The organism is Ruegeria sp. AL11 (assembly GCF_056540865.1).
Genome location: NZ_JBQFXO010000005.1, coordinates 89448 through 103611, shown reverse-complemented (window position 1 = coordinate 103611; position 14164 = coordinate 89448). Strand labels below are relative to the sequence as shown.

Genomic DNA, 14164 nt, shown 5'->3' with positions numbered 1-14164 from the left:
AGATCAGGCGAGTTCGGCCAGACGAGCGAGAGCTTCGTTCAGCTTGGCCTCTTCTTCTTCGCGCGCAGCGAGGTTTGCTTTGGCTTCCTCAACCACCTCCTCCGGGGCCGAGGCCACGAATTTGGGGTTGTTCAGACGCCCCCGCAGACCGCCGAGTTCCTTGGCCAGTTTGCCTTTGGCTTTTTCTAACCGTTCCTTCTCGGCGCCGATGTCGATGATGTCGGCCAGCGGCAGGCCGAAGCTCGCGCCCGGGGCGGCAATCGAGATGGTGCCTTTGGGCAGCTCGTCGGCCTTGGTCAGATTGTCAATCCGCGCCAGGCGCTTTATCAACGCTTCATTACGGTCCCATGCGGCTTGGCCGTGATCGTCAATCTCGGTCACTAGCATCGGCACATAGAGGCCAGCAGGAACCCGCATTTGCGCACGGGCGGAGCGGGTGTTTTCGATCACCGAGATCACCCAGTTCATTTCGCGATCCGCGTCGGCGTCGATCAAGTCGGCAGCGGCGTAGGTCGGCCAGTTGGCGTGGACAACCATCTTGGGCCGCGTGCCGGTCAGCGCCCAAAGCTCTTCGGTGATGAAGGGCATGATCGGGTGCAGCAGGACCATGCACTGATCCAAAACCCAGCGCATGGTGGCGCGGGTCTCGGCCTGTGCCTCTGTGTCGTCGCCTTGTAGTAGGGGTTTCGACAGTTCTACGTACCAATCGCAGACCTTGCCCCAGACAAAGGCATAAAGCCCGTTGGCAGCATCGTTGAAACGATAGCTTTCCAGCGCCGCATCGACCTCTTCCCGCACGCGGGCAGTTTCGCCGATGATCCAGCGGTTCACGGCGGCTTTGGGTTTCAGGTCGGCCACGTCGAGTTGCGGGACAGCGTCGGTGAAGACCTCGTTCATCTCGGCAAAGCGGACGGCGTTCCACAGCTTGGTGCCGAAGTTCCGGTAGCCGGTGATGCGTTCGCGGGACAGTTTCAGCACACCGCCAATCGCCGCCATCGAGGCGTTGGTGAACCGCAGCGCGTCGGCACCGAATTCGTCCACGATCTCCAGCGGGTCGATGACGTTGCCGGTGGTCTTGGACATCTTCTTGCCCTTCTCGTCGCGAACGAGCTGGTGCAGATAGACGGTGTGGAACGGGATCTGATCGACCACGGCCAGTTGCATCATCATCATCCGGGCGACCCAGAAGAACAGGATGTCGAAGCCGGTGATCAGAACGTCCGTCGGGAAGTAGCGCTCCAGTTCCTCGGTCTGTTCAGGCCAGCCCAGCGTGCCGATGGGCCAGAGGCCGGAGGAGAACCATGTGTCGAGAACATCGGGGTCGCGCCAAACCGGGTAGACTAGCTTGGTCGGGTCTTGTTCGACCGCGTATTGAGCAAGGCCTTCAGCGAACTGATGGATCGCTTCGTGCTTGTCGGCGACTTCGATAACCGTCGCGTGGCTCAGAGGGCTGGGTATGTTTGCGTTGTCGTCGAGGAATTTCTCGGTGACGGCTTCAAGGCTCGCGGCGCATTCCATGACGTTGCCACGATGCAACATGCCGCCTTCGTTCAGCAAACGGCCCAGTTCGACCAGATCAAGGTCGCCGTCGTTTTCGTCGTCCTTGAAGTTCTCAGCCGAGAGATCGAGGCCATACCAAACCGGAATCTGATGGCCCCACCACAGCTGGCGCGAAATGCACCAGGGCTCGATGTTTTCCAGCCAGTGGTAATAGGTTTTCTCGCCCGACTCGGGGATGATCTTGACTGTACCGTCCTTGACCGCATCCAGCGCGGGGCCGACAACTTTGGCCGCGTCGACGAACCATTGGTCGGTGAACATCGGCTCGATGACGACTTTGGAGCGGTCGCCAAACGGCTGCATGATCGGTTTGCTCTCGACCAGCGGGACCAGCTTGTCCGCGCCCTCATGATCGGGCTTCAGAGCGGTTGAACCCAGACGCGGATCGTCCGCGCGGGTCATCACGGCTAGACCGTCGGCGGTGATCTCCTCAACGACCTTCGCGCGCGCCTCGAACCGATCTAGGCCGCGCAGGTGATCGGGGATCAGGTTGATCGCGTCGATCTCGTTCTCGGTGAATTCTTTGCCGCGTGCAAATTCCTGCGCCTTGTCCGCTTCTTCCGCGTATGGCGCACCATCGGCCCGCATCGCGCCTTTGGTGTCCATCAGGCGGTACATCGGGATGCCGCCGCGCTTGGCGACCATGTTGTCGTTGAAGTCATGCGCGCCGGTGATCTTCACCGCGCCCGAGCCGAAATCGGGGTCCGGATACTCATCGGTGATGATTGGAATTTGCCGGCGATGCTCTTTCGGACCAACCGGGATTTCGCAAAGCTTGCCGACGATGGGCGCATAGCGCTCATCCGAGGGATGAACTGCAACCGCGCCGTCGCCCAGCATGGTCTCGGGTCGGGTCGTGGCGATCGAGATGTAGTCGCGCTCTTCCTCAAGCACGATATTCCCGTCCTCGTCCTTCTCGACATAGGTATAGGTCTCGCCCCCGGCCAACGGGTATTTGAAGTGCCACATGTGGCCCGCGACTTCGATATTCTCGACTTCGAGGTCCGAGATCGCGGTTTCAAAATGCGGGTCCCAGTTGACCAAGCGCTTGCCGCGATAGATCAGGCCCTTTTCGTACATGTCGACGAAAACCTTGATCACGGCATCGTGGAAGTTGGCCGAGTTTTCATGGCCCGTTCGCGGATCACCTGCCGCTCCGGCCATTGTAAAGGCGTTGCGCGACCAGTCGCAGGAGGAGCCGAGACGCTTCAGCTGCTCGATGATCGTGCCGCCGTATTCGCCCTTCCATTCCCAGACTTTCTCAAGGAATTTCTCGCGACCCAACTCGCGCCGACCCGGCTGCTGTGTGGCGGCCAGCATCTTTTCCACCTGCATCTGTGTGGCGATGCCTGCGTGGTCCTGGCCGGGCTGCCAGAGCGTGTCGAAGCCACGCATCCGGTGCCAACGGATCAGGATGTCCTGCAGCGTGTTGTTGAACGCATGGCCCACGTGCAAAGCACCTGTCACGTTGGGCGGCGGGATCATGATGGTAAAGCTCTCGTCACGCGATTTGTTCGCGCCTGCCCTGAAGGCTCCGGCCTGTTCCCAGGCCTCGTAGATGCGGGCCTCAGCCTCGGCCGCGTTGAATGTCTTTTCCATCGCCATGGGGTGCGTCCTGCGTCATCAATCTTGGGTTAATGCGTGCAATAGCGAAAGGATGGCAAAAGGGGAAGGCTTTGCACTCAAATCCACAAGGCATTCAGTCCGCCTTAACCGTGAAGCAGGCCACAGACAGCCACTGGGTTGTTCAGCTACACTTGTAGCGTGCAGTCACGAGACGGTGCGACCCGATAAGATGCGGCTTCACTGCTCATTTCGTGATCTGTCGTCAGACGGTTTCGGGAATTTTGCAATGCGTTTGAGCTTTCGTAATATATTCAGACATATGGTGGCTGTAACGATGAGGTCACGCATGCCGCACGCCTTAGTCATGATGATGCCCAAATGCCCGCTTAGGCTTGCAGCTATGCTTCAACGTCTCACGGTTTCGTTGGATCTCTTGTCCGGCATGCTGATGATACCCATCCTTGAGTATACCTCGCCTCTACCGGCGCGCGGGCAAGTGATGGGCCGGCGGTCGAACGGAGGCGGGATATGGACGCATGGGCCTCAGTGGCCGATGCACCGTGAAGGCCAGGGCGGCGCAATGCTGAGACGCGCGCGCACCCTCGAAGAGTACAGGAGTGGCTGAGATATGATTCTGTCACGGTTAAGCAGAAAGGTACTTGGATGGCTCGGGCGGCCCTTACGCTCTGAGCATTCCGCCGAAGCGCTGCACCGTGAGCCGATCAGCCATGTTGTCATTCTGGACGGAACAATGTCGACGCTGGAACCCGGCCTCGAAACCCATGCCGGGCAGACGTTTCGCCTGTGTCAGGAAATGGGGCCTCAGGTTTCCGTGTTTTATGAGGCCGGCGTCCAGTGGGAAAGCTGGAAGTCTTCACTGGACGTGATGATGGGGCGGGGGATCAATCGGCAGATCCGTCGGGCCTATGGCTATCTGGCCTCGCGTTACAAACCCGGAGACCGGATTTACTTCATAGGGTATTCGCGTGGGGCCTACGGTGTTCGTAGCCTTGCGGGTGTGATCGACATGATCGGCCTGCTGAAGGCGGAACACGCGACTGAGCGGAACATCAAGCAGGCCTACCGCCACTATGAATGCAACCCGAGTGGCACGGCGGCCCGCGATTTCCGCCGCAAATTTTGCCATGAGGATGTGGCAATTGAGATGGTCGGGGTGTGGGACACGGTCAAAGCGCTTGGTCTGCGCCTACCGCTGCTATGGCGTTGGGCCGAGGAAAAGCACGCCTTCCACAATCATCAACTCGGCCGCGCAATACGCCACGGATATCACGCGATGGCCCTGAATGAGACCCGCGAGGTCTATGAACCTGTCCTGTGGAGATGCACACCAGAGTTCAAAGGCCATGTTGAACAGGTCTGGTTCCGGGGCACCCATGGCGATGTGGGTGGTCAGTTGAACGGCTATGAAGAAGCACGCGCCCTCAGCAACATCTCTCTCATCTGGATGCTGGACAAGGCCGAGCGGCATGGGCTGCCGCTGCCGGAGGGATGGCGCGCTCGTTTTCCGACCAATGCTCAGGGGGCGTCGGTTGGAACGTGGCGCGGGTGGGGCAAGATTTTTCTTCTGCGCAAAAGACGGATAGTGGGCAAGGACCAGTCCGAACACCTCCACGCCTCGGTCGCGCCCGAGGATGTGCCTGGGTGGCAACCTGAACCAGACCTACCATCCCATCCGGCGCAGTAAAATGCCGATCATGTGCCCGCGGCTCCAAGATCACTGACACTTCAATGTCAGGTTCGAACCCTTTCTAGCTAATGCCACAATGCACGAAGGTTCGGTGTTCGACTCGGAAAGTAGACATGATGAGACTAACCTTGGTTTGCCCAAGGTTTGTAGCACAAGACTTTCCGACCGTTTTGACGATAAACATCACTTCGTCGTTTAGGTTGGACGCGGATGGCAGGGAATAGAGAAGCTGTCGTTACCCTACGCTACAAATATGGTACGAAGGTAGACAGACAAAAGTTATGGAGCAAGCAAGGTGTTTGCAGGATCGGTCTTGGGTTTCGTCTTTTCGATCTGCGCATTTTGTGAAATCGGGTACGGCCATCTTGTGGCGGAAGTTGAAAGAACACAGTCAACGCCGTTTTTAGATGACGTAATAATTTCTCAATTCTCTACTTCGAACGGCTACAAGCCCCAGGTGCCCAATTTATCCGGGAAATGGTATGCGACCCTTCGATGTAGTTTTGGGTCTGGTCGTTATATCTACTATTTTGAGCAAACGCGAAACGGTAGGCTTTCCGGTAAATCACGGGGTGTGAGCTTCGGCGTTAAAAACATAACGGGCTTTTTGGTAACCGGAAGCTTTTCCGCCACAAGTTTCGAGTTTTTTGAGCAAGTCAGCGAAGGTTATTTCTTAGAGGTGTCAGGTTCGACCCGGTTGGCGGGAGGGTACATTTTCGCCACTTACAAGAACACGAGGACTGACAATGAATGTAGTTTGCGAATGAAGAAGATGAGAGATCAAAGACTCATAGAACACTGATGCATGCCTACAATAGCTGTGTAATTCTAGCTGCGATCAGCCGACCTCTGCAGGCTGGGCCTGTTAAATCGACGCAACCATTTGCACCGCCGCAACGAACAGCAACTTCGTCCGCACATCCGACGTCCCGGTCTAAAACACCCTCGCAAAGAGCTGCGAGGGTGTTTTTCTCGTAAGCGCCCGTTACGCCTAGCGTTGTTTTGGCTTCGCAACACTTCCGAAAAGAGGCTCGGAGAAACCGCGCGCCCTTCCCTCATTCCAGAATAGAAATATGGTTCTGGCGTTCCCAATCACCGACGGCGGTCGCGGCGCGAGCTCATAGGTTGGAAGGCCACGCCCACATGCGCCTCGCAATAGGGCTTGCCTGCTTCAACCGGCAGGCCGCAGAACCAAAAATCCTCGGTTGCGGGGTCGCCTACGGGCCATTTGCAGGTCTTTTCGGTCAGCTCCATCAGCGTCAGCTTCTTGGCTTTCTTCTCAACCTCGTTGACCTTGGCCAGCGCCTCGGGGCTGATCTCATTCGCCGAAGGCTGCGGCGGCAGAGGTTGACCCGCCGGGATGATCTGACGGCGAGCGGGAACGGCAGGTTTCGCCTCGGCTGCCGGGGCAGGAGCGGGGCGTGCGGGTTCGGTCTTTGGTGCGGGCTTTGGTTTCGCCTCGGCCTTGGGCGCGGGGGCCGGTTTTTCCTTGGGCTCGGCCTTGGCGGGCGTTGCACCGGTTGCGCGGTTGGACAGGCCCAGACGGTGGACCTTGCCGATCACCGCATTGCGGGTCACGCCGCCCAGTTCCTTGGCGATCTGGCTGGCCGACTGGCCCTCGCCCCACATTTTCTTCAGCAGTTCTACGCGCTCGTCAGTCCAGGACATCGGTTGCCTTTCAAAAGCGGAAAGCGGCCCCGGATTCGGGCCGCCTTGGGAATTCGTCTCAGCGCCCTATTTTAATCACTGCGGGCCGAGTTACAAGCGGTCTTCGAATCAGTTAAGAGGCTCTCATGCAGAATCTTATGGATCAGGACGCGCGCCGGTTTGGCGCGGTCAATTGGATGGGCCTCTACACGCTGGCCAAACGCGAAACCCTGCGCTTTATGGCGGTGTGGACCCAGACCTTGCTGGCCCCGCTGGTGACGGCTGGATTGTTTCTGTTGATCTTCACTATTGCCATCGGTCCAAGCCGGCCTGACGTTATGGGTGTTCCGTTCCTGATCTTTCTGGCGCCTGGTATCATGATGATGACGGTGATCCAGAATGCTTTCGCCAATACCTCGTCTTCGATGGTGATCTCGAAAGTGCAGGGGAACATCGTGGATACCCTGATGCCGCCGCTGTCCCCTCTGGAGATCTTACTGGGCTATCTTGCAGGCGGCATCGCGCGCGGCGTTCTGATCGCCTGTGTCGTGGCCCTCGCGTTTCTGGTGTTTCTATCGATTGCGCCGCAGAACCTGTTCATCACCCTGATATTCGTCATCTTGGGCGGTGCTTTCATGGGCGCCTTGGGCCTATTCGCCGGTATTTTTGCCAATAAATTCGACCAGATGGCCGCGATCACCAACTTCATCGTCACGCCTTTGGCCTTCCTGTCGGGGACCTTCTACTCGGTCGAGGCGCTGCCACCTGTGCTGAACAAGCTCAGCCACTTGAACCCGGTTTTCTATCTGATCGATGGTCTGCGCTATGGGATGATCGGAGTGTCCGACAGCTCACCTTGGCTTGGGATGGCAGTGTGCACCGGGGCGACGCTGTTCGTTGGTGCGGTGACCTGGCAGATGTTGCGGACGGGCTATCGGCTCAAAGCCTGACGGTGCAGGGTCTCGCGCCAGACCAAAATCAGCGCACCTGTCAGGATGATGGATGAGCCGATGATGCTGATCCGATCCGGGATCACGTTAAAGATCACAAAGTCGTAGAACGCCGCGAAGATCAATGTGGCATAGCTGATGGGCGCAACGAACGAGGCATCGGCGCGGGCCATTCCGTTGACGAAACAGGCCTGTGCGCATGCCATCAACCACCCGATTCCGGCCAAAGCTGCCCATTGTGCAGGGGTCGGCGCATGCCATACTGCAATCACCGCGACTGAGGCGATGGTCAGGCCCAATCCGTTATTCACCAACAGAATCTGGATCGGAATCTCGCGGCCTGAGAGCTTTTTGATGAAAATCAACTCCATCCCGATCACCGCGGCCGCCGTCAGGGCCAACAGGGCGGCTGGTTGGAAACTGGCAGGAGTCGGGCGTAAGAGAATCAGTGCCCCGGTCAAAGCCACCGCTGCGGCCAGCCAACGCCAAGGGCCGACACCTTCTTTCAGCAGCGGGATGGCGAGAACCATCGCAAAAACCGGGTTCAAGAAGGAAATCGCCGTGGCGTCCGCGATCGGGATATAGGCGACGGATGCAAACATCAGCGTGATCCCCAGCCATCCGAAACTGGTGCGGCCGATATGCAGCCCCCAATGAGGGCGCCTCAGCGCCGGGCGCAGAACAGCTGTGGCGGTCACGATCACCACAAAAGCAAACAGAAACCGCCCGTGGCTGATCTGCATCGGATGCAGGGCAGGGCCAAGCGTGTCTGTCCCCAACGCTTTGGCCAGCAATGTTGTCCCTGCCAGCAGGGCGCTGGCGGCAAAGATCAACAGGGCCGCAAGGGGCGGATTCTGAGGTGTAGGCGTCATGGCCAAGCGGTGCGCCACAGGAATTGAAATAGCAAGCGTGAAATGGCGGCTTCTCATCTCACTATGAAAATTCTGGGCTTTCCAATTATTGGTCTTCCCAGACAGATCTAACCTCGCTATACGAGCCGCCATGATCAAAACCGCACATATCCTGCGCCTCCGACGCCGACGCCTGACCGCGTAACCGGCCCGTTTGATCTATTTGCGCTGACCAAATCCGCGCATTCTCCACCAAATTAGTTGACGAACATGGCCCCGGTGTATCACTCACAGGGCTTAAGCTATCTTAAAAGGATGATCCGATGATCCCGTCCGTTCTGCCGACCTATAACCGTGCGCCCCTGACTTTCGTGAAGGGCGAAGGCGCCTGGCTGACCGAGGCGGATGGCCGACGTTTTCTGGACCTCGGGGCGGGCATCGCGGTGAACGCGCTGGGCCACGCGCATCCGGCGCTTGTGAAAGCGCTGACCGAGCAGGCGCACGCGCTGTGGCATGTCTCGAACTTGTATAACATCCCGCAACAGCAGGCGCTGGCCGACAAGCTGGTTGAACATACCTTTGCCGATACGGTGTTCTTCACCAACTCGGGCACCGAGTCCTGCGAACTGGCTGTGAAAATGGCCCGCAAGTATTTCTATGACAAAGGCCAGCCCGAGAAGGTCGAGATAATCACCTTCGATGGCTCCTTCCACGGCCGCTCCTCGGCAGGCATCGCCGCCGCCGGGTCCGAGAAGATGACCAAAGGCTTCGGCCCCTTGCTGCCCGGCTTCGTGCATCTCACGTTCGGAGATCTCGATGGCGTCACCAACGCGATTGCCGAAAAAACAGCGGCAATCATGATCGAGCCGGTGCAAGGCGAGGGCGGCATTCGCCCCGTTCCCGACGCCGAACTCAAGGCCTTGCGTCAGATATGCGACGAACACGGCTTGTTGTTGATCCTTGACGAGGTCCAGTGTGGCGTGGGCCGCACTGGTAAGCTGTTCGCCTATGAATGGGCGGGTATCACGCCGGATATCATGATGGTCGCCAAAGGCATCGGCGGAGGCTTCCCTCTGGGCGCGGTGCTGGCCACGGAAGAGGCCGCCAGCGGCATGACCGCAGGCACTCATGGCTCGACCTACGGGGGGAACCCGCTGGGCTGCGCCGTTGGCTGCGCCGTGATCGACCAAGTTGCCACGCCTGCCTTCCTCGAAGGTGTCAACCGTAAGGCTGGCTTACTGCGCCAGAAACTCGAAGGCCTAGTCGCCGATCACCCCGAGGTTTTCGAAGAGGTGCGCGGCGCCGGACTAATGCTGGGCCTGAAGTGCAAAGCAACCAATATCGACGTCGTCAACGCGGGCTATGATAACGAGGTCATCACGGTTCCCGCTGCCGACAACGTCATTCGCCTGCTGCCGCCACTGACCCTGACCGAAGACGATATCGCCCAGGCGATGATCCGCCTCGACAAGGCTGCAACGCAAATCGAAGCCAACCTCGCCACTGCCTGATCCTTCTTCTGTTCACAAATACCTCGGGGGCAGCGCCCCCGACCGTTGATAGCCAAGAGCAAAACGATATGAACCATTTCCTTGATATCCACAAAACCGGCGCAGCCGACCTGCGCAACATGATTGATCAAGCGGGCGCGATGAAACAGGCCCGCCTTGGACGGCCAAAAGCCGCGCTGGATGATGAACAGCCGCTCAAAGACCATATGGTTGCGCTGATCTTCGAAAAGCCCTCGACCCGGACGCGCGTGTCCTTTGATGTGGGTGTACGTCAGATGGGTGGTCAGACCATGGTCCTGTCCGGCAAGGACATGCAATTGGGGCATGGTGAAACCATCGCGGACACGGCCCGTGTTCTGTCGCGCTATGTGGACATGATCATGATCCGCACCTTTGACGAGACCGTTTTGACCGAGATGGCAGAATACTCGGACGTGCCAGTGATCAACGGCCTGACCGATCGCACCCATCCCTGTCAGATCATGGCCGATATTCTGACCTATGAAGAACATCGCGGCCCGATAGCGGGCAAAAAAGTGGTCTGGACCGGGGACGGCAACAATGTATGCGCCTCGTTCCTACACGCGGCAGGGCAGTTTGGTTTTGACCTGACCTTCACCGGCCCGGCACAATTCGACCCCGAGGAAGAATTCATGGGGTTTGCCCGTCAGAAGGGCTCGCAAATCGTCGTTGAACGTGATCCCTACAAGGCCGTTGAGGGCGCGGATTTAGTGGTTGCCGACACTTGGGTTTCGATGCATGACAGCCAATCCGCGAAAGAGCGTCGACACAACATGCTGCGCCCCTATCAGGTCAATTCGGAGCTGATGTCCCATGCCAAGCTGGACGCGCTGTTCATGCATTGCCTGCCCGCCCACCGCGAGGAAGAGGCGACATCTGAGGTGATGGACGGCCCGAACTCGGTTATCTTTGATGAGGCAGAAAACCGCCTTCACGCCCAGAAAGCAGTGATGCGGTGGTGTCTGGGCGTCTAAGCCCGCCTCCTCACGTCCCAAACACGCAGTTTGGCGAGCGCCCGCCCGCTCGCCAATAGCACCAAAACGCAGAGGGCGGTCTTGGTCATGATCTCCATCGTGCCCTCAATCAGCATGGCATGCACAACGCTTCCAATGATCGTCACAGAAGCCAGCGTCGTATGCGTTAGCCGCCAGACGCGAAACCGCAAGGTCAGGCGTTGACGGTAGATACCCAGAAAAGCCGCGACAAAAGCCGCCCACATGGCGATCACTCCCCACGCGGAAAACGGGGTCGCCGAGACGAAGAGCAACGCATCCACCACATCCGGAGGGCTGGTAATCCAAAGGCCGCCAACATGGATGATGATCGCCACGAACAACGCAATCCCAACCCACCTATGCGCGCGACGGCTGGTCATCGGGGCAAGCCCTGGCAAAATTCTGGCCGCCAGTAGTGGTTGCAACAATAGTAACCCAAGGCTCAGGACCCCGGCAAACCCTGCCAGGATGTAGATGGGGTCACGCCAAGCGAGATAAGGGCTGGTTGCAGCCGCGATCAACGGAACAAGCAGCGCCGCCCCAATCCCCAGCCAAATCAGAGCGCTGCGGATCACGTGGTTCAGGAAGGTTGCAGCACGAAATGTGCGGCAAGCGTTTTGTCTTTCGCGCCGGACATCACAGGCCGCAAGAACACCGTCTGAAACTCACCGCTGTCATAGGCCAGATGCCCATGCGGTTGCCCGAAGGCAGGCACGATCTGCGGCATCTCCAGTCGAAACTCGCCATTGGCGTCGGTCAAGGTCGCTCCGTGACTGTGAGGATCGCGCTCGTGCCCTTCGGTCGTGTGCGCCCAAATCTGGATGCGTTGACCGGGCAGGGGCGCTCCGTCTCCGGCGCGTCGCACGGTGCCCGTCATCCAGAACCCTCCGCTACCGATCCTGTCGACGATCGGCGCGCCGGGGCGATAGTTGTTGGACCCACCGCGCATCGAAGGGGTCGCAGCGAGCCCGCTGGCATGCGCTCCCCCGGATAAACCCGTCGCGAGGGTGCCAATGCCGGCAACTAGAAGAGACCGGCGGGTTATCTGAAGGCGCGTCATGGAAACTCTCCTGTCATGTGGCCCACATTCTAGCCCGACCTGACTGGCCGGGTTCGCCTATTCCAAAATATAGCACGCTTGTTTGGAAAACCGAGCGCGCGCGGTCCAAGCGTGGACGATTTAATGTTCACGGCTATGTGAGGGTGCATGGCCCACCGAGTTTCAACGAACCAGACGCCGCACCAAATGTGTGCACAGGTGCGCGATACATGTCGTGAACTCTGCGCTACAGTGCATTCAGGAACGTTAGAAAGTTAGCCCGTCCGACCAAAGGAGATCAGGCATGAGCTGGAACCCGACTCACACCCCCGACTGCGTCACGGAAAACCCGGCGCTTGAGACGTTGATCATTCCGCGTGCCCGCGATCTGGGTGGTTTCGAAGTGCGCCGGGCGCTGCCATCGGTCGAACGCCAACTGGTCGGGCCGTTCATCTTCTTCGATCAGATGGGTCCAGCCGAGTTCATCACCGAAGGCGGCATAGATGTCCGCCCGCATCCTCACATCGGGCTTGGGACGGTGACCTATCTGTATCAGGGCGAGTTCGAACATCGAGACAGTCTGGGTACGCACCAAATGATCTACCCCGGCGAGGTCAACTGGATGGTCGCCGGTCGCGGCGTGACCCACTCTGAGCGCACAAGTGCTGAGACACGCGCCCGCGAAAACAGGCTATTTGGGATCCAGACCTGGATCGCCTTGCCCGAAGCGCATGAGGACATGGCGCCGGATTTCGAACATCACAAACAAGGCGCGCTGCCCCATATTCAGGACAAAGGCGTCAGCGCCCGCCTGATCCTCGGCTCGGCTTATGGTGAGACAAGCCCGGTTACTATGCTGTCCGAGACATTCTATCTGGATGTCCAACTGGACCCTGGTGCCTCGTTCCCGCTGCCGGACGACCATGAGGATCGGGGCGTCTATGTCACTGAAGGCTCGGTCGAGATTGCGGGCGATAGGTTCGAGGCCGGTCGCATGATGGTCTTCCGTCCGGGCGACAAGCTCTCGGTCACGGCCGGGCCGATGGGCGCGCGGCTTATGGTGCTGGGCGGCGCGACCCTCAATGAAGAGCGCTATATCTGGTGGAATTTCGTGTCCTCGTCGAAGGAAAAGATCGAACACGCAACGCGCGAATGGAAAAACGCCGACTGGGCGAACGGCGCCTTCCACCTGCCCCCCGGCGATGATCAGGAGTTCATACCCATCTCGCCGGAACTGGAGCGTACCAAACCCAGACTGGCCCGCTGAACGCCACGTTACCTCGCGCCGGGCTTGCCCCGAGACGCCATCCCGGTGATCCTTCCCACAACGGAGGGATCACCATGAAGATCGTCATTGCAGGTGCGGGCAGTATCGGTTGCTATTGCGGCGCGTTGCTGGCTGATGCCGGGCATATGGTCACTCTGCTGGGCCGCCCCCGCGTCCTGGACCCGATCCGAGAGCAGGGGCTGACGATCACCGATTTCTCGGGTCTCAACCTCACGGTTCCGGCCACATCGCTGACGCTCAGCACAGATCCCTCCTGTCTGGCCAAAGCCGATCTGATCATCGTCACCGTGAAATCCGGCGCAACCGAAGACATGGCGGCACTGATCGCCGCACACGCCCCAAAGGCGACCCCGGTCCTGTCCTGGCAAAACGGGATGGAGAACGCCCGAATTCTGCGCGCCGCATTACCCAACCATGACGTCCGCGCGGGGATGGTTCCCTTTAACGTGGTTCCAACCCGCCCAGCCGCCTATCACCGCGCCACGTCCGGGGATATCGTCATCCAAGCGGGCCGCGGGTCCTTGGCCGCACACCTGACCAGCGCCCGGCTTCCAATCACCGAGAGCGACCAGATCGAGGCCGTTCAATGGGGCAAGCTGGTCATCAACCTCAACAACGCGCTGAACGCGCTATCGGGCCTCACGCTGGTTGACCAACTGACGGACCGCAATTGGCGTCGCCTGATGGCCGATCAGATGGCCGAGGCGCTTTCGATCCTGAAAGCCGCCGGTTGCCCGGTCGCCTTGACCACTCCGCTGCCCGCGTGGATGACGCCGCATATCCTGCGCCTGCCGACCCCTCTGTTCAAACGCATCGCCTCTAAAATGCTGACCATTGACCCCAGCGCACGAACCTCGATGGCCTATGATCTCAGCGCCGGCCGCCCTACGGAAATCGACAGCCTGCAAGGCGAAATCATCCGCCTTGGCCAGTCCCTGAACAGACCAACCCCAATCAACAGCCGGGTCGCCGAATTGATCCGCGCAACCCCCACAGAATCCATGCACCCGGCCCAGATCAGACCCTGA

At 59.2% G+C, this 14164-nt stretch carries 11 protein-coding genes; 6 read left to right on the top strand and 5 right to left on the bottom strand.

The window, feature by feature from the left end; genetic code table 11:
* Positions 1-3: 3 nt before the first annotated feature.
* Positions 4-3165: a valine--tRNA ligase gene (locus ACR0IP_RS09690; protein ID WP_480525252.1), complete on the bottom strand. Its 3162-nt coding sequence runs from the start codon at positions 3163-3165 to the stop codon at positions 4-6.
* Between the two features lie 589 nt (positions 3166-3754).
* On the opposite strand from ACR0IP_RS09690, the gene ACR0IP_RS09685 reads away from it, so the two are divergent.
* Complete coding sequence (locus ACR0IP_RS09685) at positions 3755-4831, top strand: DUF2235 domain-containing protein (RefSeq protein WP_170471890.1); 1077 nt, start codon at positions 3755-3757, stop codon at positions 4829-4831.
* 1095 nt (positions 4832-5926) lie between these two features.
* Here ACR0IP_RS09685 and ACR0IP_RS09680 read toward each other — a convergent pair.
* Positions 5927-6502, bottom strand: coding sequence for a GcrA family cell cycle regulator (locus ACR0IP_RS09680; protein WP_170377923.1), 576 nt, complete (start codon positions 6500-6502; stop codon positions 5927-5929).
* A 125-nt stretch (positions 6503-6627) separates the two neighbouring features.
* On the opposite strand from ACR0IP_RS09680, the gene ACR0IP_RS09675 reads away from it, so the two are divergent.
* Positions 6628-7431, top strand: coding sequence for an ABC transporter permease (locus tag ACR0IP_RS09675; RefSeq protein WP_170554600.1), 804 nt, complete (start codon positions 6628-6630; stop codon positions 7429-7431).
* Here the strand turns inward: ACR0IP_RS09675 and ACR0IP_RS09670 are convergent.
* On the bottom strand, positions 7413-8303 hold the full coding sequence (locus tag ACR0IP_RS09670; RefSeq protein ID WP_170640339.1) for a DMT family transporter: 891 nt from the start codon (positions 8301-8303) through the stop codon (positions 7413-7415). The two genes, ACR0IP_RS09675 and ACR0IP_RS09670, sit on opposite strands and share 19 nt — an antisense overlap.
* A gap of 302 nt (positions 8304-8605) precedes the next feature.
* On the opposite strand from ACR0IP_RS09670, the gene ACR0IP_RS09665 reads away from it, so the two are divergent.
* Both ACR0IP_RS09665 and argF read left to right on the top strand, forming a co-directional pair.
* Entirely contained in the window at positions 8606-9793 is a 1188-nt protein-coding gene (locus ACR0IP_RS09665; protein ID WP_480525249.1) for an acetylornithine transaminase, read from the top strand.
* A gap of 68 nt (positions 9794-9861) precedes the next feature.
* Complete coding sequence (argF, locus tag ACR0IP_RS09660; RefSeq protein WP_170377931.1) at positions 9862-10788, top strand: ornithine carbamoyltransferase; 927 nt, start codon at positions 9862-9864, stop codon at positions 10786-10788.
* Here the strand turns inward: argF and ACR0IP_RS09655 are convergent.
* Both ACR0IP_RS09655 and ACR0IP_RS09650 read right to left on the bottom strand, forming a co-directional pair.
* Positions 10785-11381 carry a ferric reductase-like transmembrane domain-containing protein gene (locus tag ACR0IP_RS09655; protein ID WP_480525487.1) on the bottom strand — a complete coding sequence of 199 codons (597 nt, stop codon included), beginning with the start codon at positions 11379-11381 and terminating at the stop codon, positions 10785-10787. The genes argF and ACR0IP_RS09655 overlap by 4 nt on opposite strands.
* A gap of 8 nt (positions 11382-11389) precedes the next feature.
* On the bottom strand, positions 11390-11869 hold the full coding sequence (locus ACR0IP_RS09650; RefSeq protein WP_480525247.1) for a twin-arginine translocation pathway signal: 480 nt from the start codon (positions 11867-11869) through the stop codon (positions 11390-11392).
* A gap of 283 nt (positions 11870-12152) precedes the next feature.
* On the opposite strand from ACR0IP_RS09650, the gene ACR0IP_RS09645 reads away from it, so the two are divergent.
* Positions 12153-13115, top strand: coding sequence for a pirin family protein (locus ACR0IP_RS09645; protein ID WP_480525245.1), 963 nt, complete (start codon positions 12153-12155; stop codon positions 13113-13115).
* A 74-nt stretch (positions 13116-13189) separates the two neighbouring features.
* Positions 13190-14164 (top strand): 2-dehydropantoate 2-reductase, encoded by a 975-nt coding sequence (locus ACR0IP_RS09640; protein ID WP_480525244.1) that lies wholly within the window; start codon positions 13190-13192, stop codon positions 14162-14164.

Bases quoted from the DNA above. Each gene is read 5' to 3' on its own strand.
- ACR0IP_RS09690 (WP_480525252.1), bottom strand. From the start codon at position 3,165: ATGGCGATGGAAAAGACATTCAACGCGGCCGAGGCTGAGGCCCGCATC.
- ACR0IP_RS09685 (WP_170471890.1), top strand. From the start codon at position 3,755: ATGATTCTGTCACGGTTAAGCAGAAAGGTACTTGGATGGCTCGGGCGG.
- ACR0IP_RS09680 (WP_170377923.1), bottom strand. From the start codon at position 6,502: ATGTCCTGGACTGACGAGCGCGTAGAACTGCTGAAGAAAATGTGGGGC.
- ACR0IP_RS09675 (WP_170554600.1), top strand. From the start codon at position 6,628: ATGCAGAATCTTATGGATCAGGACGCGCGCCGGTTTGGCGCGGTCAAT.
- ACR0IP_RS09670 (WP_170640339.1), bottom strand. From the start codon at position 8,303: ATGACGCCTACACCTCAGAATCCGCCCCTTGCGGCCCTGTTGATCTTT.
- ACR0IP_RS09665 (WP_480525249.1), top strand. From the start codon at position 8,606: ATGATCCCGTCCGTTCTGCCGACCTATAACCGTGCGCCCCTGACTTTC.
- argF (WP_170377931.1), top strand. From the start codon at position 9,862: ATGAACCATTTCCTTGATATCCACAAAACCGGCGCAGCCGACCTGCGC.
- ACR0IP_RS09650 (WP_480525247.1), bottom strand. From the start codon at position 11,869: ATGACGCGCCTTCAGATAACCCGCCGGTCTCTTCTAGTTGCCGGCATT.
- ACR0IP_RS09645 (WP_480525245.1), top strand. From the start codon at position 12,153: ATGAGCTGGAACCCGACTCACACCCCCGACTGCGTCACGGAAAACCCG.
- ACR0IP_RS09640 (WP_480525244.1), top strand. From the start codon at position 13,190: ATGAAGATCGTCATTGCAGGTGCGGGCAGTATCGGTTGCTATTGCGGC.